20 protein-coding genes and 1 tRNA gene are annotated in these 23,284 nt (G+C 64.3%); 13 read left to right on the top strand and 8 right to left on the bottom strand.

What is annotated here, in order from left to right; all coding sequences use genetic code 11:
- Positions 1-114: 114 nt before the first annotated feature.
- Together eno and J1M87_RS14765 are read right to left on the bottom strand one after the other, a co-directional pair.
- Positions 115-1,401 (bottom strand): phosphopyruvate hydratase, encoded by a 1,287-nt coding sequence (gene eno / locus J1M87_RS14770; protein WP_206490144.1) that lies wholly within the window; start codon positions 1,399-1,401, stop codon positions 115-117.
- Between the two features lie 87 nt (positions 1,402-1,488).
- On the bottom strand, positions 1,489-2,199 hold the full coding sequence (locus tag J1M87_RS14765; protein WP_307830834.1) for a lytic murein transglycosylase: 711 nt from the start codon (positions 2,197-2,199) through the stop codon (positions 1,489-1,491).
- Between the two features lie 159 nt (positions 2,200-2,358).
- On the opposite strand from J1M87_RS14765, the gene efeU reads away from it, so the two are divergent.
- The 4 genes from efeU to J1M87_RS14745 all read left to right on the top strand — a co-directional run bounded on the left by efeU (position 2,359) and on the right by J1M87_RS14745 (position 6,523).
- Positions 2,359-3,273, top strand: a complete 915-nt coding sequence (gene efeU, locus J1M87_RS14760; RefSeq protein WP_206490142.1) for an iron uptake transporter permease EfeU — start codon at positions 2,359-2,361, stop codon at positions 3,271-3,273.
- A 14-nt stretch (positions 3,274-3,287) separates the two neighbouring features.
- A complete protein-coding gene (efeO, locus tag J1M87_RS14755) occupies positions 3,288-4,427 on the top strand; it encodes an iron uptake system protein EfeO (protein ID WP_206490141.1) in 1,140 nt (379 codons plus the stop codon).
- Positions 4,408-5,658 carry an iron uptake transporter deferrochelatase/peroxidase subunit gene (gene efeB / locus J1M87_RS14750; RefSeq protein WP_206490140.1) on the top strand — a complete coding sequence of 417 codons (1,251 nt, stop codon included), beginning with the start codon at positions 4,408-4,410 and terminating at the stop codon, positions 5,656-5,658. The genes efeO and efeB overlap by 20 nt, the downstream gene beginning before the upstream one ends.
- Before the next feature lie 223 nt (positions 5,659-5,881).
- A complete protein-coding gene (locus J1M87_RS14745; RefSeq protein WP_206490139.1) occupies positions 5,882-6,523 on the top strand; it encodes a dihydrofolate reductase family protein in 642 nt (213 codons plus the stop codon).
- 91 nt (positions 6,524-6,614) lie between these two features.
- Here J1M87_RS14745 and J1M87_RS14740 read toward each other — a convergent pair whose 3' ends face one another.
- The 4 genes from J1M87_RS14740 to J1M87_RS14725 form a co-directional block, all read right to left on the bottom strand.
- Positions 6,615-7,529, bottom strand: a complete 915-nt coding sequence (locus J1M87_RS14740) for a MazG family protein (protein WP_206490138.1) — start codon at positions 7,527-7,529, stop codon at positions 6,615-6,617.
- A gap of 2 nt (positions 7,530-7,531) precedes the next feature.
- On the bottom strand, positions 7,532-11,110 hold the full coding sequence (gene mfd, locus J1M87_RS14735; protein WP_241257002.1) for a transcription-repair coupling factor: 3,579 nt from the start codon (positions 11,108-11,110) through the stop codon (positions 7,532-7,534).
- 293 nt (positions 11,111-11,403) lie between these two features.
- On the bottom strand, positions 11,404-12,048 hold the full coding sequence (locus tag J1M87_RS14730; protein WP_206490137.1) for a ScbR family autoregulator-binding transcription factor: 645 nt from the start codon (positions 12,046-12,048) through the stop codon (positions 11,404-11,406).
- A gap of 190 nt (positions 12,049-12,238) precedes the next feature.
- The gene (locus J1M87_RS14725) at positions 12,239-12,877 is read right to left on the bottom strand and encodes a TetR/AcrR family transcriptional regulator (RefSeq protein WP_206490136.1); all 639 of its coding nucleotides are present in this window, start codon (positions 12,875-12,877) and stop codon (positions 12,239-12,241) included.
- Positions 12,878-13,168: 291 nt separating this feature from the next.
- Here J1M87_RS14725 and J1M87_RS14720 point away from each other — a divergent pair.
- The 8 genes from J1M87_RS14720 (at position 13,169) to J1M87_RS14685 (ending at position 20,701) form a co-directional block, all read left to right on the top strand.
- Positions 13,169-13,239: transfer RNA gene (locus J1M87_RS14720), tRNA-Gln, on the top strand.
- Between the two features lie 52 nt (positions 13,240-13,291).
- Positions 13,292-14,776 (top strand): bifunctional UDP-N-acetylglucosamine diphosphorylase/glucosamine-1-phosphate N-acetyltransferase GlmU, encoded by a 1,485-nt coding sequence (gene glmU / locus J1M87_RS14715; RefSeq protein WP_206490135.1) that lies wholly within the window; start codon positions 13,292-13,294, stop codon positions 14,774-14,776.
- Positions 14,773-15,756: a ribose-phosphate diphosphokinase gene (locus J1M87_RS14710; protein WP_206490134.1), complete on the top strand. Its 984-nt coding sequence runs from the start codon at positions 14,773-14,775 to the stop codon at positions 15,754-15,756. The genes glmU and J1M87_RS14710 overlap by 4 nt, the downstream gene beginning before the upstream one ends.
- Before the next feature lie 219 nt (positions 15,757-15,975).
- Positions 15,976-16,605 carry a hypothetical protein gene (locus J1M87_RS14705; RefSeq protein ID WP_307830816.1) on the top strand — a complete coding sequence of 210 codons (630 nt, stop codon included), beginning with the start codon at positions 15,976-15,978 and terminating at the stop codon, positions 16,603-16,605.
- An 18-nt stretch (positions 16,606-16,623) separates the two neighbouring features.
- The gene (locus tag J1M87_RS14700) at positions 16,624-17,820 is read left to right on the top strand and encodes a sensor histidine kinase (protein WP_206490133.1); all 1,197 of its coding nucleotides are present in this window, start codon (positions 16,624-16,626) and stop codon (positions 17,818-17,820) included.
- Positions 17,817-18,479, top strand: a complete 663-nt coding sequence (locus J1M87_RS14695) for a response regulator transcription factor (protein WP_206490132.1) — start codon at positions 17,817-17,819, stop codon at positions 18,477-18,479. The genes J1M87_RS14700 and J1M87_RS14695 overlap by 4 nt, the downstream gene beginning before the upstream one ends.
- Positions 18,480-18,572: 93 nt before the next feature.
- Positions 18,573-19,325, top strand: a complete 753-nt coding sequence (locus J1M87_RS14690) for an ABC transporter ATP-binding protein (protein WP_206490131.1) — start codon at positions 18,573-18,575, stop codon at positions 19,323-19,325.
- A complete protein-coding gene (locus tag J1M87_RS14685) occupies positions 19,322-20,701 on the top strand; it encodes an ABC transporter permease (RefSeq protein ID WP_206490130.1) in 1,380 nt (459 codons plus the stop codon). Before J1M87_RS14690 ends, J1M87_RS14685 begins: the two co-directional genes overlap by 4 nt.
- Here J1M87_RS14685 and J1M87_RS14680 read toward each other — a convergent pair.
- Complete coding sequence (locus J1M87_RS14680) at positions 20,665-21,675, bottom strand: YafY family protein (protein WP_206490129.1); 1,011 nt, start codon at positions 21,673-21,675, stop codon at positions 20,665-20,667. The two genes, J1M87_RS14685 and J1M87_RS14680, sit on opposite strands and share 37 nt — an antisense overlap.
- Positions 21,676-21,771: 96 nt before the next feature.
- Here J1M87_RS14680 and J1M87_RS14675 point away from each other — a divergent pair, with 96 nt between their 5' ends.
- Positions 21,772-22,167 carry a RidA family protein gene (locus J1M87_RS14675; protein WP_206490128.1) on the top strand — a complete coding sequence of 132 codons (396 nt, stop codon included), beginning with the start codon at positions 21,772-21,774 and terminating at the stop codon, positions 22,165-22,167.
- 132 nt (positions 22,168-22,299) lie between these two features.
- Here J1M87_RS14675 and egtD read toward each other — a convergent pair whose 3' ends face one another.
- Positions 22,300-23,274 (bottom strand): L-histidine N(alpha)-methyltransferase, encoded by a 975-nt coding sequence (gene egtD / locus J1M87_RS14670; protein ID WP_206490127.1) that lies wholly within the window; start codon positions 23,272-23,274, stop codon positions 22,300-22,302.
- Positions 23,275-23,284 lie beyond the last annotated feature (10 nt).

Genomic DNA, 23,284 nt, shown 5'->3' with positions numbered 1-23,284 from the left:
CGACCCGACGACGACCGGCCACGGGGTCTGGGATCACGTCCACCTGGACTGGTCCCGGACCTGCCGCGCCGTGCCATCATCTACTCTCCACTTCGTGCCGAACGTGCCTGTTCGCTATCCCTCGTAATTGAACCGGGGGAAAGACAACTCGCCGGCGTAACGCGCCGCGTCACCCAGAGCTTCTTCGATACGAAGCAACTGGTTGTACTTGGCGACACGCTCGCTTCGAGCCGGAGCACCCGTCTTGATCTGGCCGCTACCGACGGCAACCGCCAGGTCAGCGATGGTGGTGTCCTCGGTCTCGCCGGACCGGTGGCTCATCATCGTCTTGTAACCGTTGCGGTGCGCCAGATCGACGGCGTCGAGGGTCTCGGTCAGCGTGCCGATCTGGTTCACCTTCACCAGCAGTGCATTGGCCGCGCCCTTGACGATGCCGTCTTCGAGACGCTCGGGGTTGGTGACGAACAGATCGTCGCCGACGAGCTGAACCTTGTCGCCGATCGACTCGGTGAGTGCAACCCAGCCGTCCCAGTCGTTCTCGTCGAGCGGATCCTCGATGGAGACCAGCGGGTAGGCGTCGACGAGCTCGCTGTAGAAGGCCGACATCTGCTCGGCGGACTTGGTCTCACGCTCGAATGCGTATCCGGTGCCCGCGGTGTAGAACTCGGTCGCTGCCACATCGAGTGCGAGGGCGACATCCCGGCCGGGCTCGAGGCCCGCCTTGCCGATGGCCTCGAGGATCAGATCGAGTGCAGCCTTGGTGCCGGCGAGGTCGGGAGCGAAGCCGCCCTCGTCACCGAGGCCGGTGGACAGACCCTTCGCCTTGAGCACGGACTTGAGTGCGTGGTAGACCTCGGCACCCCAGCGCAGTGACTCCTTGAACGTGGACGCACCGATCGGTGCGATCATGAATTCCTGCACGTCGACGCCGCTGTCTGCGTGTGCGCCGCCGTTGATGATGTTCATCATCGGAACGGGCAGGATGTGGGCGTTCGGGCCACCGAGGTAGCGGAAGAGCTCGAGCCCGGTGGACTCGGCAGCAGCCTTGGCGACGGCGAGCGAGACACCCAACAGGGAGTTCGCGCCGAGGCGAGACTTGTCGGGAGTGCCGTCCAGATCGAGCAGAGCCTGGTCTACGGCGCGCTGCTCGATGGCGTCGAGGCCGATGACCGCAGGCGCGATCTCGTCCAACACTGCGTTGACGGCCTTCTCGACGCCTTTGCCGCCGTAGCGGTCTCCGCCGTCACGAAGCTCGACGGCCTCGTGCTCGCCGGTGGATGCGCCGGAGGGAACGGCTGCACGGGTCAACGTCCCGTCGTCCAATGCGACCTCGACCTCAACCGTGGGGTTGCCACGGGAATCGAGGATCTCGCGAGCTCCGACCTGCTCAATGATGGCCACGAATGCTTCTCCTAGTAACGGGGACCGGCGGACTGTGCCGGGTGCAAGACTAGCCGCTCACCCGCACTGCCCGCGATCCATCGAGCTCTACGGCCTGGTGCCCACCGAGTACGCGGCCGCCCGATCGCGCACATCACGGAGGTACTGACCGGACAGGTTGTAGGCCATCAACGCCGTCTCCCAGCCCTGCGCGGTCCGCAGATCACCGCCTCGGGCACACAGATATCGCGCCGCCGTCAGGGCTGCGTCGTCGATGTTGTCCGGGTCGGCGATGCCATCCCCGTTGGCGTCGACGCCCCATTTCTTCCAGGTCTCGGGGATGAACTGCATGGGTCCCATCGCGCGATCGAATTCGGTGTCACCGTCCAGCACACCACCGTCGGTGTCCGGAATCTCGGCGACGCCCGGTCCGCCGTCGAGCGGAATGCCGCGAATCGGCGGCGAGACCAGGCCATCCGGTTGCACGGACGAACCCTGGTAGGTGCCGTGCCGGCTCTCGATGTATCCGATGCCCGCGAGTGTCGTCCACGCGATTCCGCAGTCCGTGTCCGTCTCGGCCATGATCGCCGCTGCGTGACCGTACGACGCGAGTGCGGTCACCGAGATGCCCAGTGCGTCCGACTGCGGTTCGGCCCAGGCGAGTAGCAGGTCTGCCGTGCGGCCCGGCGCGTTGAAGTCGATGACCGGAACTGGGGTACCCGGACCGGGCGGGATGCCCTCGGGAATCTCACGCTTGGGGGCACCGCTGCCGCACGATGTCAGGAGGAGCAGGAGCGCGACAGTCGCAGCCACGCAGATTCGTGAGATCACCTCACCATCCTGCACATCGAAGGTAATAGAAAGCTAAAGGCCGATAAAAACTGCCCAGAGCGGGTCTTTGACAAGTCACACACGGTGTATGTTTGGACAGCCTTCACTCGTGAGGGTCGCCTACCCTTTGAGAGGGAAGGCGACCCAATGCCCGACGCCTCAGGAGCCCTGCCCGTGTCCACAGCCGTTCTCGCCGCCGCAGGATCTGCGCCGTCGACAGCCACCCAAATGTTCGGCAGTGGCCTGATAGGGCTCCGCGAAGGTCTCGAAACCGGCATCGTGGTGATGATCCTCGTCGCGTTTCTCGCCAAAGCCGACCGCCGCGACGCCCTCAAATGGGTGTGGCTCGGCGTAGGTCTTGCCGTCGCGATGGTGGCCGCCATCTTCTTCGTCATTCACTACGGCACTTCCACGGTCACCGGACTGACGGCCGAAATCATCGCGGGCGCAGCATCACTCGTTGCCGTTGCGATCGTCACCGCAATGGTGCTCTGGATGCGCACCGCCGCGAAGAACATCTCCGGCGAACTACGTGCAGGCATGGAGCAGGCACTGACCGTCGGGCCTGCTGCCGTACTGACGCTCGCCTTCTTCGCCGTCGGCCGCGAAGGCGTCGAAACCGCGTTGCTCATGGTCGGCTACGCCGAGAACACCAACGACAGCCTGTGGCCGCTGCTCGGACTGCTACTCGGCATCGTCGTTGCCGCTGTGCTGACAGTGCTGCTGTACCTCGGAGCGGTCCGAATCGATTTCGCACGGTTCTTCAAGTACACCGGCGTCTTCCTGATCGTGGTGGCCGCCGGAATCCTCGCCTATGGAATCCGCGCACTGCAGATCGGCGGCGTACTCCCGGGCGGCAGCACCGTCGCCTTCGACATCACCGCTCACTTCGACGCCTCGAGCTGGTACGGCACCGTCCTCGGCGGCATCTTCAACTTCCGCCCCGAACCCACTGTCTTCCAAGCCATCGCGTGGGTGCTCTACATCGTGGTCGTCCTCTGCCTCTTCCTCCGCCCGGCCCGCGTCGCCGCGACCGCCGAACCTGCATTGCACTCCTCCTGAAAGGCACCACCACCATGCGACGTTCCACCTACGCACTGGCCGCCGTAGCAGCTCTGCCGATGACTCTCGTCGCGTGCACCGAGAAGTCCTCCGTCGACGCCGCGGCCGGCGACATCACCGTCACCTCGACCGACTCGTCCTGCGAGGTCAGCGCGTCCGAGGCCACCACCGGTAACTCGACGTTCCAGATCACCAACAACGGCAGCAAGGTCACCGAGTTCTACGTCTACGGCGAGGGTGACCGCGTCATGGGCGAGGTGGAGAACATCGGACCGGGACTGACGCGTCAGCTGATCGTGGCTCTGCCCGACCCAGGCACCTACACGACCGCATGCAAGGCAGGCATGGTGGGCGACGGCATTCGAGCCGATTTCGTCGTCACCGGAGATTCGGTCCGCGATGCCGACGAGGACGGCCTCCTCACCGAGGCGGCCGCCGGATACAAGCGCTACGTCGTCAGCCAGATCGACGCATTGCAAGACACCACGGCCTCGTTCGTCGCCGCAGTCAAGAGCGGTGACGTGGCTGCAGCGAAAGCCCAGTTCCCCATTGCGCGAAGCTATTACGAACGCATCGAGCCTGTTGCCGAGAGCTTCCCGGACGACCTCGACCCCCGCATCGACCTGCGCGAGCCGGACGTGGAGCCCGGTGCCGAGTGGACCGGTTTCCACCGCATAGAGAAGGACCTGTGGTCTCAGGGACTGCAGCCCGATACCAACAAGATCGCCGATCAGCTCGAGGCCGATATCTCGGAGCTCGCCGACAAGGTCAAGGCCGAGGATTTCACCATCGATCCGATCCAGGTGGCCGGTGGCGCGCAAGGATTGCTCGACGAGGTGGCCAGGACCAAGATCAGCGGAGAAGAGGACTTCTTCTCCCACACCGACCTGTGGGACTTCCAGGCCAACGTCGACGGCTCCCAAGCAGCCATTGCCGCCGTTCGCCCCATCCTCGACGAGCGCAACGCAGAGTTGGGCACCGCCATCGATGCGCGTTTCGCCGAACTCGACGCCGAACTCGCCAAGTACCGCAACGGCGACGGCTTCGTCTCCTACGACACCGTAACCGAACCTCAGCGCCAGGAACTGTCCAACAAGATCGATGCGGTCTCTGCCGAAGTAAGTCAGGTGCAGGGTGTCGTCGCCGGACAGTAAAACTGGACATATCTCGCGGCGACGCCTCTTCGGTGCCGTCGGGACCGGTGCTGCGCTCGTCGGTGTCGGAGCCCTCGCCGGACATGCCACGGCCTCCGGCACCGAGGCATCGGCCTCAGGTGTGGTCGACTTCCGCGGAGACCATCAGGCCGGAATCGTCACCCCGGCGCAGGACCGAATGCACTTCGTTGCCTTCGATATCACCACCGACTCGCGCGATGAATTCGTTGCGCTGCTGAAGAAGTGGACCCTCATGGCCGAGCGCTTGGTGCGCGGTGAGGAGACCTTCGACGGCGGTGCCGTGAACAATGGCGAGTACAACCCGCCGTCGGATACCGGCGAGGCACTCGGCCTGACCGCATCCTCGCTGACGCTGACCATCGGATTCGGGCCGGGACTGTTCGACCGATTCGATCTGGCGTCCAAGAGACCTACCTCGCTGGCCGATCTGCAGCATTTTCCGGCCGACAACCTCGACCCGCGACGCTCCGGCGGCGACCTGTGCATCCAGGCCTGCGCCGACGATCCTCAAGTTGCCGTCCACGCCATCCGCAATCTTGCCCGCGTCGGCTTCGGCACGGTGTCGGTCAAGTGGTCGCAATTGGGATTCGGCCGCACCTCGTCCACCTCGACCACCCAGGCCACCCCACGAAACCTGTTCGGCTTCAAAGACGGTACGGCCAACCTCAAGGCCGAGGACCCGTCATTACTGGACGAGAACGTATGGGTTGCCTCTGGTGACGATCAGGAATGGATGGCAGGCGGCTCCTACCTCGTGGCGCGTCGAATCCGGATGTTGATCGAGTCCTGGGACCGCACCACACTCAAGGAACAAGAGCGAGTGATCGGGCGCAGCAAGGGAACCGGCGCGCCACTGGGCCAGAAGGACGAATTCGATGCGTTGGACTTCGAATCCCAAGGTCCCGAAGGCACTTTCATCGACAAGGCAGCCCATGTACGCCTGGCGTCGAAAGAAAATCTCGGCGGAATCCAGCTCCTGCGTCGGGGCTACAACTTCACCGACGGATCCGACGGTTTCGGCCACCTCGACGCCGGACTGTTCTTCATCGCCTTCTGCCGCGATCCCCTGACCCAATTCGTTCCGATGCAACTGGCGCTCTCCCGCACGGACGCACTGAACGAATACATCCAACATGTCGGATCGGCTGTGTTCGCCTGCCCACCCGGACTCGGCGAATCCGACTACTGGGGTTCGACGCTGTTCGAGTAGTCCGGTCCCCCGCGCGTCACCCGTCCCGCCCGCGTGAATGGACCCTTGCATACGTCCGACCGCTGCAAAGGTTCATTCACGTAGAAAACTGGTCTGCGTCGATGGTTCACTGCATACGTCTGACCGCTGCAAGGGTCCATTGACGCGGGGCGGGGGCGGTGAGTTCGTGTGCACGGTTCGGTCTACACCGTCGTACATTTCGTCATCTACATCGGGAGCACACATGGGTCAGCTGGTTCGGGTACAGAATTTCACCATCTCGAGCGACGGGATCGCGGCGGGAGAGGACCAGAGCTTCGAGAGCCCGTTCGGTCTCGATCATCTGGCACTGATGAGTTGGCTCTTCGGCACCGCCAGCTTTCCCGGAAACGCCGGTTCGGGCGGTAGCCGCGGCCTCGACGACCACTTCGCCCGCGACTTCTCCAACAACATCGGTGCCGAGATCATGGGCCGGCACAAGTTCGGCCCGCAACGCGGACCGTGGACCGATCACGAGTGGCAGGGCTGGTGGGGTGACGAGCCGCCGTTCCATACACCGGTCTTCGTGCTCACTCACCACGAACGCCCTACGATCACCCTCTCCGACACCACGTTTCACTTCGTCGACGGCGAACCCGCCGAGGTACTGAAACAGGCGAAGGAGGCAGCCGACGGAAAGGACGTGCGACTCGGCGGTGGCGTCACGAGTATCCGCGAATTCCTCGACGCCGATCTGGTCGACACCATGCACATCGCGGTCGCACCCATCGAATTCGGCTCGGGGCTGAAATTGTGGGATTCGCCCGACGAGATGAACGACAGATTCGAGCACGAAGTCGTCCCGAGTAGCAGTGGAATCACCCATCACCTGTTCTGGCGCCGGTAGCCGATCTGGGTCATTGCGACTTTGTTGCACTCTGACGGACTGAAACCCACATTTATCCCAACCCGAGGGAAGAGGGACGGGGTCTGCGGATCTAGCCCCGTAGACCCCAGTGCTCTATCCAGTCGAGGGCAGACATCTCCCCCGGCTCGATGCCGGCGTTACGGGCCGAGGCCTCGGCGTTTCGGATGAGCGACGCGAAGTCCAGTACCCGACGCCGCAGCGCATCCTCGGCACTCTCGCCGCCGTGCGAGTGATCGAGCCCGATGTGCACGACGCGTAGGCCGTCGGGAACGAGTTCGTCGGGCAAGCCTGCCTTGGTGGCCCGGCCGATCACTTTCTGTGCCAGAGCCAGTGACGGCTGGGACAGCGCAATTCCGTCGATGCAGGATCCTCGCGCCTTCTCCGAGGCCTTCTTCTCTTCCCAGGCTCGCTCTTGTTCGGCGATGTCGATGGGACCTGCGTCCGTCCGGCCGAGATGCGGGCTTCGATGGGTCAACTTCGCGACCAGGCCCGCAGCGACGTCATCGACATCGAAGGCGTTCGTCTCTGCGTCCTGAGCGATCCGGGAGTGGAAGAGCACCTGGAGCAGTAGGTCGCCGAGTTCCTCGCGGAGGTCGTCGAGGTTGCCTGCTGCGATGGCGTCGAGCAACTCGTACGTTTCTTCGAGCAGGTAGCCGCGTAGCGAGTCGTGGGTCTGCTGCGCTTCCCATCCGCCGAGGGTGCGTAGCCGGTCCATCAGATGCACTGCGGCGACGAGGTCGTCGCCGGGAAGCTTGTCTGCAGCGATGACGCGTTCGCCGCTGGCGATCCGGTCCTGAACCTCGGGGTTGGCGCGGTCGGTGCTGACCAGGACGGCGTCGACGTCCTCGGGGGCAGCGGTACCGGCGAACAGCCATCGCACGCGCACCGGTACCTCTTCGGTGAATTGCACCGCACCGCCGAGGAATTCGACGGCGTCCACCGGAACCTGTGTCGGACGAACGGGGTCGAGCAGAACTATCGTCACCGCTACACCCCCACTGTGTGCTCCAACTTGACCGACCGAGATGGCTTCCCATCCAAGGATAGGATGAGATCGGCGATGAACTGCACCAATTCGACGTCGCGTACGCGCGCCGCGCCGACGCCGCCACCCTCGACGCGCGGCAGTGGCAGTTGCACCACTCCCGTTGTCGCGCGGTATGCCGCGCTCGGATAGAGCCGCTTGAGTCGAATCTGTTTGGAGTCCGGCAGCTCCATCGGGGCCAGCTTCACCTGAGTTCCGGCGACGTTGACGTCGGTCAAGCCGTATTCCTTGGCGATCAGCCGCAGTTTCGCGATGGAGACCAGCCGTCCGACCTCCTCGGGCAGCGGGCCGTATCGATCGACCAGTTCGTCGATGACGGCATCGATTCCTTCGGAATCAGCTGCAGCAGCCAGCTTTCGGTAGCCTTCGAGCCGCAGCCGGTCGCTGGTGACGTAGTCGGGTGGAATGTTGGCGTCGACGGGTAGGTCGATGCGCACTTCCTTGGGAGCCTCATCGGTGGTGATGGGCTTTCCGTCGGCCGCGGCGCGGTAGGCCTCGACGGCCTCACCCACGAGCCGCACGTACAGGTCGAATCCGACACCAGCAACGTGGCCGGACTGTTCTGCGCCCAGAACGTTTCCGGCACCTCGGATTTCGAGGTCCTTCATCGCCACGGCCATACCGGCACCGAGATCGGAGTTCTGCGAGATGGTCGCCAATCGGTCGTAGGCGGTCTCGGTGAGCGGTTTCTCCGGCGGATACAGGAAGTAGGCGTATCCGCGCTCGCGGCTGCGTCCCACTCGTCCTCGGAGCTGATGGAGCTGGGACAGGCCGAGCGAGTCGGAGCGCTCGACGATCAACGTGTTGGCGTTGGAGATGTCCAGGCCGGTCTCGATGATGGTGGTGCACACCAGAACATCGGTCTCGCGCTGCCAGAATCCTTGCACGGTGCGTTCGAGTGTTTCCTCGTTCATCTGGCCGTGTGCTGTCGCGACCCTCGCCTCGGGTACCAGATCGCGAACCTTCTTGGCGGCCTTGTCGATCGAGCTGACCCTGTTGTGTACGAAGAACACCTGACCGTCACGCAGCAACTCGCGCCTGATGGCCGCTGCGACCTGCTTGTCGTTGTACGCACCGACATAGGTGAGCACCGGGTGCCGCTCCTCGGGCGGGGTGAGAATGGTGGACATCTCCCGGATGCCGGCCAGGCTCATCTCGAGCGTTCGCGGGATCGGCGTCGCCGACATGGTCAGCACGTCGACGTGCGTTCGGAGTGACTTGATGTGCTCTTTGTGCTCGACGCCGAAGCGCTGCTCCTCGTCGACGATGACCAGCCCGAGGTCCTTCCAGGCCACTCCGGTCTGCAACAACCGGTGCGTGCCGACGACGATGTCCACGGTGCCGTCGGCCAACCCAGCCATGACCTCCTTGGAGTCGGCACCATGGGTGAAACGGGAGAGCCCTTTGACCGTGACCGGGAAGGACGCCATCCGTGCGGTGAAGGTCTGCAGATGCTGTTGCGCCAGAAGCGTTGTCGGAACCAGCACGGCAACCTGCTTGCCGTCCTGGACCGCCTTGAACGCTGCGCGCACCGCGATCTCGGTCTTGCCGTATCCGACATCGCCGAGAATGACGCGGTCCATCGGGACTGCCTTCTCCATGTCGGCTTTGACCTCGGTGATGGCCGTCATCTGGTCGACCGTCTCGGTGAAACCGAATGCATCTTCCATCTCGAGCTGCCACGGGGTGTCGGCACCGAAGGCGTGCCCCGGAGCAGCTTGGCGAGCGGCGTACAGCTGCACGAGCTCGCCGGCGATCTCGCGAACAGCCTTGCGCGCCTTACGCTTCGTATTCGCCCAGTCGGATCCGCCGAGCTTGCTCAGCGTCGGCAGCTCACCGCCGACGTAACGCGAGAGCTGATCGAGCGAATCCATCGGGACGAAGAGCCGGTCCCCGGGGTGTCCGCGCTTGCTGGGTGCGTATTCGACGACGAGGTATTCGCGTCGGGCACCGCCGATGGTGCGCTCGACCATCTCGACGAATCGGCCGATGCCGTGCTGATCGTGCACCACACTGTCACCTGCAACGAGGGCGAGCGGATCGACTTGGTTGCGTCGCTTGGCCGGGAGCTTGCGCCCCTCCGCTGCGGCCGCGACGCGATTGCCGGTCAGATCACCTTCGGTGACGACGACGAGTTGGGCATCGGGGAACACCAGACCGTCGTGCAGTGATCCACAGAGCACGTTGACGACGTCGGCAACCGGGACCGCACCGGAATCGAGATGTGCTGCAGGAACTTCGGCCTCGGCGAGGCGTTCGATGATACGGGTCGCGGTGCCTGCACCCGCCACGGAGATCACTGCGCGCCCACCGGTCGCGATGTGCGCGCGCAGTGTGGCGAACAGTGCCGTCAACGCTTCCTCGGAGCCTCGTACCTCCGGCACCGAATCGACAGCGAGTTCTACCTCCTCACCGTTGCCCGAAGCCAACGGGCTGATGGTCCACCACGGCCGGCCGTGGGCCTGGGCAGACTCGCGAACCTGCCGAAGCGACCGATACGCCGACGCACCGAGATCGAGGGACGCGCCCTCGAGACTGGAGGTGTCGAGAGTGGAGGTGTCGAGCGGTGCGGCTCCGCCGATCGATGCGGCCGTCCAGGACGCCTCGAGGAATTCCTGACCGGTGCGCACCAAGTCGGTTGCTCGGGTGCGGATCCTCTCGGGGTCACAGAGCAGTACGTGGGCTCCGGCGGGGAGCGTATCGGCCAGCAGTTGCAACTCGCCTGGCTGCAGCAACGGCAGCAGCGCCTCCATGCCCTCGACCGGGACTCCGGCGGACAGCTTGTCCAGCATCTCCACCAGGGCAGTGTCGCCGGAATTGTCAGCGGCGAGAGCTGCCGCCCGGTCGCGTACATCCTGGGTGAGGAGCAGTTCGCGACACGGCGGCGCAATGACGAGATCTACCTCGTGATCGGGCAACGAACGCTGGTCGGAGACGGCGAACGCGCGGAGTTCGGTGATCTCATCGCCCCAGAACTCGACCCGCACCGGATGGTCCGCGGTGGGTGAGAAGAGGTCGAGGATGCCGCCGCGGACGGCGAACTCGCCGCGCTTGCCGACCATGTCCACCCGCAGGTATCCGAATTCGACGAGACGGTGGATCAGGCCGTCGAAGTCGATGTCCAGACCCACCTTCAACGTCACCGGCTCGATCTCGCCCAGGCCCGGGGCCATCGGCTGCACCAGCGAACGCACGGTGGTGACGATGACACGCAGCGGGTCGCCGTAGTCGGTGTCGCCGGGGCGAGCAAGCCTGCGGAGCACATCGAGGCGTTTACCGACGGTGTCGGCGCTCGGGGACAGCCGTTCGTGCGGAAGCGTCTCCCAGGACGGGAACATCGCGACACCGTTGCCGAGGATCTGGCCGAGTTCACTCGTGAGGTCGTCAGCCTCCCGTCCGGTCGCGGTGACGATCAGGAGTTGGGTGTGCTGGGCGATCGCGGCCGCGACGAACGGACGCACCGAGTGGGGGCCGATCAGAGTGTGTTCGGCGGTGCCGATCGCGTCGGCCACGGCCAGCATCGACGAGTCCGTCAGCGCGATACTGGCCAGACCCGAGAGTTGGAGCGCCGCGTCGGGAACGATCGTGGCCGGCCCGGATGGAGAAATGGCAGGCAGAGAATCGGAAGACAACAGCAATACTCCTACAAGCGTGTCGAGGCGATGGCTGCTCACGCACAGTCGTGAACGAGTCTATGGGAGTACACCGACAGGCCAGCAGCCGGGAGATGCCGACGGGCTACGTCAGAGCTGCGTCGAGCATCCCGATCGACTGCGCGACGACATTGCGCAATTCGTTGCCGAGAACTCGTGAGTTACGGTCCGAAGCGGATCACTCGGCGCGCAGCGAACTCGCGGAAGTAGTCGAGCTTGTTGGCAGGCACCAGCGCAGGCAGCAGGTAGTACCAGAGACGTTCCATCCGCGAGGGCAGTTCCTCGGTGGTGGACGTGGCGACCGCCACCATGTGCACGCCGGTGAGGATCTCGAGAACAAGCGAGCCGATGGTCCGCGAGTCCGAGTTGGGATCGATATCGCCCTGTGCGATGGCCTGGGCGGCGAGCCGGTCGAACGATTCGCTCCATCCGGCCATGACGTTGCCCTCGGTACCCCGGTAGTCGCCGATCTGATGACTCAACCGGAGCATGGCCGAGACCATGGGATCGCTGACCGACAGGTCGACGACGATGTACGAGATGCCGATCGCGGCCTCGAGGGCGGGGATGCGGCCGTCGTTGAACTGCGAGCACGCGGTTGTCAGACGCGCGTTGCCCTCGTCGATCACTGCGCGCGCCAGTTCTTCCTTGGAACCGAAATGGAAGTAGAGCGCACCCTTGGTGACCTGGGATTGAGAGATGATCTCGCTGAGACTCGCGTTCGCGTACCCGAGGCGCAGGAATACATGCGCTGCGCCAGCCAGCACGGTGTCGCGGGTGATTTCAGCGCGAGCCTGCCTGACCATGGGGATCCGCCTTCGCAATTCTGTACTGCCACTGCGCAAATTACGCCCGAACGGTACCACTGAGCGGCTTTACGTCTCATACCAACGTGCATCGGTCCGGTTGAGCAGTATGACCGGAGTCACACAGCACTCATGGCCGACAAAGGGGACGTTACTCCCACTTTCTCCCCGAGGAGACGAAACCGGGTACTCAATACTCGGTCAATCGGGGCTCGGCCTCCAGGTTTGTCAGACCGTTCCAGCACAAGTTGACCACATGCGCGGCGACCACTTCTTTCGAAGGAGTGCGCACGTCGAGCCACCACTGTGCCGTCATCGACACCATCCCGACCAAGGCCTGGGCGTACATCGGCGCGAACTCCGGATCGAGACCCCGGCGCGAGAAGTCCTCGGCCAGCATCGGCCCGACACGCCCGATGGCCTCGTTGAGCAACGACGAGTACTTTCCGTCCTCGGCAGTGGCAGGGGAATCGCGCACGAGAATACGAAAACCGTCGGTCCGTTCCTCGATGTAGGTGAGCAGCGCCAGTGCGACGCGCTCGACGCGGATCCGGGATCGATTGAGGTCGAGCGATTTGGTGATCATGCCCAGCAACGTCGACATCTCACGATCGACGATGACGGCGTACAGGCCCTCTTTACCGCCGAAGTGTTCGTAGACGACCGGCTTGGACACGTTGGCTCGTCCGGCGATCTCCTCGACCGACGCGGCCTCGTAACCGCGTTCGGCGAACAGAGTCCGACCCACCTCGATCAACTGCTCGCGCCGTTGAGTACCGGTCATTCGGACCCTGGTTGTGCGTTCTTGCTCGGAGGCTGCGCCTGACATGGATATCCGCTTCCGTTGCCGACCTGTGCATGTCCCGACGCCGGAGTCGACGTCGGTTCAAGACTAGCGACGCCCGATCCATCCCGTTCGCGCGGCGAGAGTGGAGCCTGCGGAACGACCCGACGCGTCCGAACCGGGGGCCTGCCGGAACGACGTAGTCGGTCTGTTATCCGTTGCGGTTCGACTCACCGCCACCTCTCATGCGAGGATCGTTGCGCTCAGTGGGAGCGCAGCGGCTTGACGAACGCGTCGTTCGGTTCGTAGGCCACTGGCGACACCGCTGGCCGATTATCCGCCGTGGTGTAATGGCAGCACCTCTGATTTTGGTTCAGATAGTTCAGGTTCGAGTCCTGGCGGCGGAGCGAGCAACATTATTCATGCATGCCGTCTTAGCGTTACCGCCTGAGGAGCTCAATGCCTGTGCAGACCGCCGTGGTCGTTCTCGCTGCGGGTGCAGGCACCCGCATGCGCTCGAAGACTCCGAAAGTTCTGCATCCTCTGGCGGGCCGAACGATGCTCGCGCACGCCCTGCACGCGGCCGCCGACCTGGGACCCGACCATCTCGTGACCGTCGTCGGACACGATCGCGAGCGAGTGTCCGCCGCTGTGCACGATCTCGCCGACACCCTGGGCCGCAGCATTCACACCGCCGTTCAGGATCGACAGTTGGGCACCGGACATGCGGTGCAATGCGGTCTGACTGCATTGCCGGACGATTTCGAGGGCACGATCCTCGTCACGGCGGCCGACGTTCCCCTGTTGGACGGACACACGCTCAAAGCCCTGCTCGACGAGCATCTGAGCGCTCCCCGGCCTGCGGCCGCGACGGTGCTGACCTTCCTTCCGGATGACGCGAACGGCTACGGCCGCATCGTCCGCACCGACGACGGCGAAGTGGCCGAGATCGTCGAACATGCCGACGCCACCCCTGCTCAGGTGCTGATCGGCGAGGTGAACTCCGGCGTATACGCATTCGACGCGGTGGCACTGCGGACCGCCTTGGGCAAGCTCAGCACCGCCAACGCCCAGCACGAGCTGTACCTGACCGACGTCGTCAAGATCAGCAAATCCGACGGCAAAGCCGTCTACGGCACCCAGCTCGCCGATCCGGACCTGGTGGTGGGCGTCAACGATCGAGTGCAGTTGGCTCATGTCACGTCGGTACTCAATCGCCACATCATCGAGCGGCACATGCGCGCGGGCGTCACCGTGGTGGACCCGTCGACCACGTGGATCGACATCGATGTCACCCTCGGTGCGGACGTCCGCCTCGAACCCGGCGTCCAGTTGCACGGCAAGACCCATATCGGCGACGACGCGATCATCGGGCCCGATTCGACTCTGCGTGACGTCGAGATCGGCGAACGATCCTCGGTGGTCCGCACACACGCCGAGCAGGCCGTGATCGGACCGGATGCCACCATCGGGCCGTTCGCCTATCTGCGTCCCGGCTCCCGCGTCGGTACCGGCTCCAAGATCGGCACCTTCGTGGAAACGAAGAACTCGACGATCGGCGATCATTCCAAAGTCCCCCATCTGACCTATGTCGGCGACGCGACGATCGGTGATCACACCAATATCGGCGCTTCGAGCGTCTTTGTGAACTACGACGGCGTGAACAAGAGCCGGACAGTGGTCGGCTCCCACGTCCGGACCGGCTCGGACAACATGTTCGTGGCTCCTGTTCGAGTGGGAGACGGCGCCTACACCGGAGCCGGAACAGTGCTCCGCAACGATGTACCACCGGGGGCGCTCGCCGTCTCCGCTGGTTCCCAGCGCAACATCGACGGCTGGGTCGAGAAAAAGCGTCCCGGCACGGCATCAGCAGACGCTGCGGCACGTGCTCGGGCAGCCGAGTCGGCACACGCGTACGAACAAAAGGACGGCGAAGAGCAGTGACCACCCCTAATTGGATCGACAACCAGAAGAACCTGATGTTGTTTTCTGGTCGAGCACATCCGGAGTTGGCCGAGCAGGTCGCCAAGGAACTCGGAATCGACGTCACGCCGCAGACGGCACGTGACTTCGCCAACGGCGAGATCTTCGTTCGCTTCGAGGAGTCGGTCCGCGGGTCGGACGCATTCGTTCTGCAGTCGCACCCGTTCCCGCTCAACACCTGGTTGATGGAACAGCTCATCATGATCGACGCGCTCAAGCGTGGATCCGCCAAGCGCATCACCGCGATCCTGCCGTTCTACCCGTACGCCCGCCAGGACAAGAAGCACCGCGGCCGCGAGCCCATCTCCGCCCGCCTCGTCGCGGATCTGCTCAAGACCGCAGGCGCCGACCGCATCATCACCGTCGACCTGCACACCGATCAGATCCAGGGCTTCTTCGACGGCCCCGTCGATCACATGCACGCCCACAGCCAGTTGGCCGATCACATCCGCAGCAAGTACAGCCTCGAGCACATCACCGTCGTCTCCCCCGACTCGGGCCGCGTCCGCGTCGCCGAGAAGTGGGCGGACTCGTTCGGCGGTGCACCGCTGGCGTTCATTCACAAGACGCGTGATCCGTTGGTGCCCAACCAGGTCAAGTCCAACCGCGTCGTCGGCGAGGTCGAGGGCCGCACCTGCATCCTGATCGACGACATGATCGACACCGGAGGCACCATCGCCGGAGCCGTCAAGGTGCTCAAGGAAGCAGGCGCAGGCGATGTCGTCATCGCTGCCACCCACGGTGTGCTGTCCGACCCGGCCGCCGAGCGACTCGCCAACTGCGGAGCCAAGGAAGTTGTCGTCACCAACACCCTGCCGATCAGCGACGAGAAGCGATTCTCCACGCTGACCGAGCTCTCGATCGCGCCGCTGCTGGCCCGCACCATCCGCGAGGTCTTCGAAAACGGTTCGGTCACCAGCCTTTTCAACGGCTCGGCCTAATACTGGGTCATTCCGCAGGCTCCACTCCCGCCTGAAACCGGGTCGTTCCGCAGGCTCCACTCCAGCATAACACCCAGTCTGTTTCGCTCGATCTGCAAACCCGCCCCACACGATCCCCACCTGCCCTGCATGAACTACGTCACGTCGACGATCGAAACATGCAGCTCGCGAGGTGGGGGTGTGTGGGGCGGGTTTCGTTGTCACCTAAGATGACTCGTCGTGATCGACGCAGACTCCCCCCACGGCCCGGCTGGAACCACAACGGTCAGAATTGCTCGATGGACACCGGGCGGATGCGTCTGGTGCGGTAGCACCGACTCTGTCGAGACCTTCCGCAACGAGCCGCGGTGTGGCCTGTGCCGCGAGAAGGAAGCCGTCATCGACGAGGCCAAGCATTTCATCGGAATGTACGGTCTGCGGCCCCTGGGAGGCACGCTCGCGTCCGAGGACGAGGAGGAGCGCGAGTACCGCGTCACCGCGCGCGACGCACGGGAAGTGCTCAACCGCATCCGCCTCGAGAAGCTCCCCGATGCCGCTGCAGTCCGCAAAGCGTTGCGCCCCAGAGCTGCTGCAGTTGTGAGCGCACCGGCATCCACGACGTCTGCACCTCCGGCGAAGGCACCGACCAAGAAGTCTCAGGCCGGTGTCACCGGGATAGACGCAATCGAACTGCAGTCCCGCGTGGAGAAGTTGCTCGGACAGCTCACCGCCGTCGACGAGCAGATCAGTGCACTCGACGGAGCACAGGGCCTTCCTGCCCGTGCTCGCATGAAGGATCTCGAACGTCAGCGAACCACCGTGCTGACGACCCTCGCCGCCCTGGAGAAGGCTCGCAGGCGCACCAACTGATCCACGTAGTCTGATCGAGTGCTGCGCAAGCGTTCGATCTCACGGCAGGTGCTCGACGCCGCCTACGCCGTCGTATTCGTTCTGCTGCTGCTCGCGTCCACCCTCAACGGACCTTCCGGTTCCGCCGGCGCGGGAGTACTGGTCGGTTTCGGCGTAGCACTTGCCATTCGACGTCGCTCACCGCGATGGTCGTTGGCGCTCGCCTGGGTGCTCGCCATCGTGCAGATGACCGCCGGTGTGCTCCCGCTCTCGGCGAACACCGCGATATTCGCAATTCTGTACTGCTCGGCAGCGTACGGAGACAACCTGGTTCGACGCCTCGGGCTCGTTTCTGCCGTCCTCGGCGGACTGATCGCCGCCCTGTACTTGGCGTACGTCGACGGCAATCCTTTCGGAAACCCCACGGAAGAAGCGGTCCAGGAGCCGCGCCTGGCTCAGTTCGCCCTTCTGCTCGTCGGTCTCTGGGCAATGCTGGGATTGTCGTGGGCACTGGGACGCCTTGCGTATGCGCGGCGCACCGCCATCGAGTCCGCTCACGCCCGCGAGCTCGCCGAGGTGCATCAGGCCCGTGCCGAGCACGAAGTGGCAATCGAGCAAGAGCGCAACCGAATTGCCCGCGACATGCACGACATCGTGGCGCATTCACTGGCCGTGGTGATCGCTCAGGCCGACGGGGCACGGTACGTGCGTTCGGTGGACCCCGAAGCAGTGGACACCGCGCTGACCACCATCTCCGATACCGCCCGCGACGCGTTGTCCGACGTACGAGTACTCCTGGGACAGTTGCGCCACAGCCAGGGAGATCTGCCGACCCCAGGCCCCGGCGACCTCGAGCGTCTGTGCGATCAGATGCGCTCCACCGGCTTGAGCATCGACTCCTCGATCGACGTATCCGGGGTCTCGTTGGGTGCCGGAACGCACCTGGCGCTGTACCGCATCGCGCAGGAATCGTTGACCAATGCCCTGCGTCACGGTGACACGACCCGGCCGGTGACCGTCGGCATCGAATCCAACTCCGAGGGCGTCGAACTGACCGTGCGCAACAGTGTGGTCCCCGGTCGTACAGCACCGGAATCCTCCGGCCACGGAGTAGCCGGGATGAAAGAACGCGCCAGCCTGTCCGGTGGTCTCTGCACCGCCGCCGGCGACAGTGCGTACTGGACTGTCACGGCGTGGCTACCAGCAGGCACCCCACAAGCGAAAGGCATCACGTGAGTTCCGATCGCATCGCAGTTGCGCTGGTCGACGATCAGCAGTTGTTCCGGGCCGGCATTCGTATGCTCATCTCCTCACAGTCCGATCTCGAGTTCGTCGGGGAAGCAGGCAACGGCGTAGAAGCCGTCGCGCTGGCCGCGTCGGCGACACCGGACGTGATGCTCATGGACGTCCGAATGCCGGTGCTCGACGGTATCGCCGCCACCGAGCAGATACTGGCGGCCTCCGACAGCCCTCCGCGAATACTGGTTCTCACCACGTTCGACCTCGACGAAAGCGCAGCACGGGCAATTCGTTCGGGAGCAAGTGGATTCGTGCTCAAAGATGCGGATCCGGAGTTTCTGCTCGCCGCGATCCGCACCGTCCATGCAGGTAACTCGGTGATCGCCGCGTCGGCGACGACGAGCTTGCTGGCGCACTTCACCCCGAGTCCCGCGCAACCGAAGGTACCGGCGGAGTTCGCGTCCCTGACAGCACGCGAGAAGGAACTGTTCGAGCTCACCGCACGGGGGTTGAGCAACTCCGAGATCGCCGAGCGCGAGTACCTGAGCGAGGCGACCGTGAAGACGCACATCAGCCGCATCTTCGCCAAACTCCACCTCCGCGACCGGGTGCAGTTGGTGGTGTACGCCTTCGAGCACGGGCTGAACTCACCGTGACCTCGGGACTGACACCGACATCATCCTCGAGATGTACGACGCGAAGACTCGCGCCTGATTACTTCGTGTTCGTCCGTTCCTAGCGTTGTGGCCATGACGACAACAGTTCCCCTGGTCGCCAGGGCATTCCAGATAAGCAAGTATTTCGGCGACGCGGCCAACCCGGTGAGCGCCCTCGACAACGTTTCCCTCGACATCCACGGTGGCCGGTTCACCGCCATCATGGGACCGTCCGGCTCCGGCAAATCGACCCTGATGCACGTCATGGCGGGGTTGGACAACGCGAGCTCGGGGCAACTGATGCTGGCCGGCGCAGATATCACCTCCGCGAACGACGATGCTCTGACGACATTGCGACGCAAGCAGGTCGGCTTCATCTTCCAGTCGTTCAATCTCGTTCCGACCCTCGACGTTCGAGGAAATATTTTGCTGCCGTTCGAGCTCGACGGCCGAGCACCGACTGCGCAGGAGTCCGCCTGGATCGATCGGCTCATCGCCACGCTCGGTTTGCAGGAACGCGTGAATCACCGTCCCCATCAGCTCTCGGGTGGACAACAGCAACGCGTCGCCATCGCTCGCGCACTGGGTACGCGCCCGCACCTGATCTTCGCCGACGAGCCCACCGGCAACCTGGACTCCCGCACCGGGCGTGAGGTTCTCGGTCTCCTCGCCGCAGCGGTGTGCGAATACGGGCAGTCGATCGTGATGGTCACTCATGATCCCATCGCAGCCAGCTATGCCGATCGCATCGTCTTCCTCGCCGACGGCCGAATCGTCGACGAGCTCGGGCGGTCGAGTGCGGAACAGATTTCGAGCTACATGCTGGGAATGGAGCGCGTCCGATGAGTGTGTCCACTTCTGCTCGGGCCTCGAAGGAACACGGCGCCAGCATTCTGGTGACTGCCCTCGCGTCGTTCTTCGGTGTCGTGTTGATTCAGGCGACCGCATTTCTGGTCGACATCTTCGGGGACACGGACGGCGCTGCCATCACCGCGCTGTACAGCGTCGCGCTGGTGTTCATCGGACTTGCACTGTACGTCGCGGCGGTGGTCACCTCGAACACGTTCGCGACGATCGTCGCCGGCCGCACCCGCACCATCGCGCTGCTACGCCTGTTGGGTGCCCGCTCCCGAGACCTGCGTCGATCGGTGGCCGGAGAAGGGCTCGTCGTCGGATTGTTCGGCGGCGCAGTAGGTATGGTTCTGGGGATCGGTGCCAGCCATCTGGCTCGGGCTGTCGCGGTCTCGGCCGGGCAGTTGCCGGATGTGTCGTACACGTCCGTTCAGCCGCTGGTGGTTCTGCCTGTCGTGACCGTGGTGCTCACGACGACCCTCGCCTCGTACGTGGGGTCTCGAAAGGTTCTGGACGTCACACCCGTCCAGGCCACCGGAGGTGCCGTCGACTCCGGCGTCGAAGCTCCGCGATCGCGGCGAATCAGAACCGCACTCTCGATCGTGCTGATCGCAGGCGGTGTGGCACTGCTCGGTCTCGGAGTTCTGATAGGGATGGTCAACCCGGGCGGCGTTCTGGTGGCGTTTGTCGGTGGTGTCGCGTCGTTCACCGGCGTCATGGTCGGCGCGTACCGCATTCTTCCCGCGACGCTGCGGCTGGTCGGGAGAATGTCGGGCCGTGGCCCGGCAGCACGTCTGGCGTCCGCCAATGCACTTCGCTATCCGGATCGAAGTACTCGCACTGCGGTGGGGTTGTTGATCGGGGTCACGTTGGTGACCACGTTCGCGGTCGCCATGTACAGCTACCGGACGATGCTCGTCGACGAGTACGACGAGGCCACCGTCGGGCAGGTTCTCACCGTGACCGTCGGGATCATGACCGGGCTCATCGGCTTCTCGGCCGTCATCGCAGCGGTCGGAATGGTGAACAACCTGTTGTTGAGCATCCTGCAGCGCACCCGCGAGATCGGTCTCCTGCGGGCACTCGGATTCACCCGCAAGCAGATTCGGTCGATGATCGTCTCGGAAAGCACGCAGATGGTGGTCGCATCGATGGGCTTCGGCCTGATCCTCGGCATCGTCTACGGCTGGGCGGCAGCACAATCGCTTCTCGGATCTCTGAGCGACCGCGGTCTGACCGCACCCACGCTGCCGTGGGCGGTCATCGCCGGAACCGTGCTGTGCGGTGGACTGCTCGCCCTCGGTGCCTCGCTGACCCCGGCGCGTCGGGCCAATCAGATCTCGCCGGTACTCGCGTTGGCGGACGCCTGATCTCGAGGTCCGTAGCGCTCGGCGATTGCCAGGGCCCGGCCGTACAGACCATCCCGCACCGACTGCGGCCCCATGACCTCCGCGTCGGTACCGAGTTGCCACAGCGCCCACTCTGCATGCCGCGCATCCTGGAACGTCAGGGTCATCCGCAACCGACCGTCACCGTCGAGTTCCTCGTCGGTGACGGTCAATGCGGTCTCTGCCAGTTCTTCCCGTCGCCTCGGATCGATGAGCGCCGACACCGTCACGGGGTCGCCGCCGTTCCTGAATCGGGTACCGCGCTCGACCCACATCCGGCCGAGATGCACGCTGTCCGGCCGTTGTGCCGGTTCGGTGAGCACCTCGGCGTCCTGCACCCGAGAGAGTCGGTAGGTGCGGTCTTCGCCGTCTCGGGTGGCCAGCAGGTAGCCCTGGCCTCGCACGGTGACGAGTCCGATGGGGTCCACCGTGCGCCACTGCGCATCTCGGCCTGTCGGGGCATAGAGGATGTGCAGCTTCTTTCCGTCGAGCACCGCTCTGCGCACAGGGTCGATGACGTCGGCGGGTATCTGCTCGGTAGTCGTGCGACGCGAGAGCAGGTCTGCCTCGGGTTCGATGAGGAACCGGCGAGCTGAGGTTCGTGCGGTGTCGTGATGGCCGTCGGGCAACGCGTCCATCACCTTTCGCAGGGCCGACGCGACGGCCGACCCGAGGCCGAGTGTGCGCTCTCCGCCGCTCGATTCGAAGGCTGCAAGCAACGCCAGCGCCTCGTCGTGATTGAGACCGGGGAATTCGGTTCTGAAGCCGGGCAACAAGGCGAACCCTCCCCGCCTGCCGCGCTCGGCGTAGACGGGGACGCCTGCGGTCGAGAGTGCGTCGATGTCGCGGAGCACGGTGCGCGTCGACACCTCGAGTTCGGCGGCGAGGGCGTCGGCCGTCATTCGGCCGCGTTGACGCAGCAGAAGTACCAGCGAGACCAGCCTGTCGGCGCGCATGCGAGAACGGTACCGAAATACACGACAGTGGGTGTCGTGTATTTGCTGTCAACCTTCTCACGTACCAGTCCTGACGCGAGACGGAGAGAACACACCATGGAACGAACTGCGATCAATCCTGTGCAATGGTCGGTGGCCCTCGGGTTCGAGCAGGGCACACTCGTCACCGATCCCGGCCGGACTCTGTACTGCTCCGGGCAGACCGCCATGAACAGCGAAGGCGCCCCCGAGCACGAAGGTGACATGGCAGCCCAGCTGTCGCTCGCTCTCGACAATCTGGATGCGGTGCTCGCCGAGGCCGCCATGTCGATTTCGAACCTCGTGAAGCTGGGGATCTACACCACCGACATCGACCTGCTGTTTCGGCACTACGGGCTACTGATGTCGAGACTGCTTGCCGCAGGAGTCACTCCGGCCACCACCATGGTGGAGGTATCCCGATTGGCGGTCCCGGGTCAGATGATCGAGATCGACGGGATTGCCGTGGCCTGATCCCTCGTTCGGCCCCTTTCGAACGACCACGAGCGCGGCCGGTCGGCTACCGAATCCGGCCGGCCGCAGCGGGTTCAGGCGTGGGTGCGAGTTCCGCTATCTGCGACAGGCGTGCGCGCTGACGCCGAGAGGTCAGCGCTCGTTCACTCGACGGGCCACAACCAGCGCGAACCGAGATTCTGCGTCCGACCACAGATGCTCGACGCCGAACCCCGCTGCCGCCAGTTCCTCGGTGATGCCTTCCGGACGGAACTTTGCCGAGATCTCGGTGCGGAGATCCTCGCCGAGATCGAAGCGGACATCGAGATCGAGCTCGGCGATGTGCACGTGCTGCGGCGAGCGTGCCCGCAACCGCATCTCGATCCACTCGTTCTCTGCATTCCACAGCGCGACATGTTCGAAGGCATCGGGATCGAAGTCGCCACCGAGACGAGAGTTGATCACCGAGAGCACGTTTCGATTGAACTTCGCCGTCACACCTGCCGCGTCGTCGTAGGCGGGAACGAGAACCGTCGGGTCGATGACCAGACCGACACCGAGCAGCACGTACTCTCCGGGATCCAGGGCGCCTGCGATGGCACCCAGGAATTCCTTGCGCTCCTCGGGGATGAGGTTGCCCAGAGTGCCGCCGAGAAAGGCGATGGTTCTCCCCTGTCCCGACGGAAGATTGTGCAGGGTGTCGGTGAAATCGCTGACGATGCCGTGCACGTGAAGAGCCGGGAACTCCCGCGAGATCTGCTCGATTGCCCCTTCGAGCGCTGTAATGGATACATCTTGCGGCACATAAGTTTTCAGCGAACCGTTCTTGACGCCCGCAGCGAGAAGCAGTTTCGTCTTCTCCGACGAGCCGGAGCCCAACTCGATCAGCATTGTTGATTCGGTTGCCTCGGCGATGTCGAGGGCATGCGCCTCGAGCAGCGCGCGCTCGGTGCGGGTGGGGTAGTACTCCGGCAGCTCCGTGATCTGCTCGAACAACTCGCTACCCACCGCGTCGTAGAAATACTTGGGCGAGAGCCACTTCGAATCGGCCGTGAGCCCGTCCCGCACGTCCTTACGCAGCTCCTCGACCAGGGCCGAATCTGCCAGATGTACATCCATGGTGCTCATGACGCTCCTT

This window comes from Rhodococcus sp. KRD162 (genome assembly GCF_017168335.1).
Taxonomy (GTDB): Bacteria; Actinomycetota; Actinomycetes; order Mycobacteriales; family Mycobacteriaceae; genus Rhodococcoides.
Note: the sequence above shows the minus strand (reverse complement) of the source record. Positions and strands in the feature narration are given on the sequence as shown.

Excerpts from the sequence above, each read along its gene's own strand:
- efeU (WP_206490142.1), top strand. The coding sequence starts at position 2,359 with ATGCCCGACGCCTCAGGAGCCCTGCCCGTGTCCACAGCCGTTCTCGCC.
- efeO (WP_206490141.1), top strand. The coding sequence starts at position 3,288 with ATGCGACGTTCCACCTACGCACTGGCCGCCGTAGCAGCTCTGCCGATG.
- J1M87_RS14745 (WP_206490139.1), top strand. The coding sequence starts at position 5,882 with ATGGGTCAGCTGGTTCGGGTACAGAATTTCACCATCTCGAGCGACGGG.
- mfd (WP_241257002.1), bottom strand. The coding sequence starts at position 11,110 with ATGCTGGCCGTGGCCGACGCGATCGGCACCGCCGAACACACTCTGATC.
- J1M87_RS14730 (WP_206490137.1), bottom strand. The coding sequence starts at position 12,048 with ATGGTCAGGCAGGCTCGCGCTGAAATCACCCGCGACACCGTGCTGGCT.
- J1M87_RS14725 (WP_206490136.1), bottom strand. The coding sequence starts at position 12,877 with ATGTCAGGCGCAGCCTCCGAGCAAGAACGCACAACCAGGGTCCGAATG.
- glmU (WP_206490135.1), top strand. The coding sequence starts at position 13,292 with ATGCCTGTGCAGACCGCCGTGGTCGTTCTCGCTGCGGGTGCAGGCACC.
- J1M87_RS14690 (WP_206490131.1), top strand. The coding sequence starts at position 18,573 with ATGACGACAACAGTTCCCCTGGTCGCCAGGGCATTCCAGATAAGCAAG.
- J1M87_RS14685 (WP_206490130.1), top strand. The coding sequence starts at position 19,322 with ATGAGTGTGTCCACTTCTGCTCGGGCCTCGAAGGAACACGGCGCCAGC.
- J1M87_RS14680 (WP_206490129.1), bottom strand. The coding sequence starts at position 21,675 with ATGCGCGCCGACAGGCTGGTCTCGCTGGTACTTCTGCTGCGTCAACGC.
- J1M87_RS14675 (WP_206490128.1), top strand. The coding sequence starts at position 21,772 with ATGGAACGAACTGCGATCAATCCTGTGCAATGGTCGGTGGCCCTCGGG.
- egtD (WP_206490127.1), bottom strand. The coding sequence starts at position 23,274 with ATGAGCACCATGGATGTACATCTGGCAGATTCGGCCCTGGTCGAGGAG.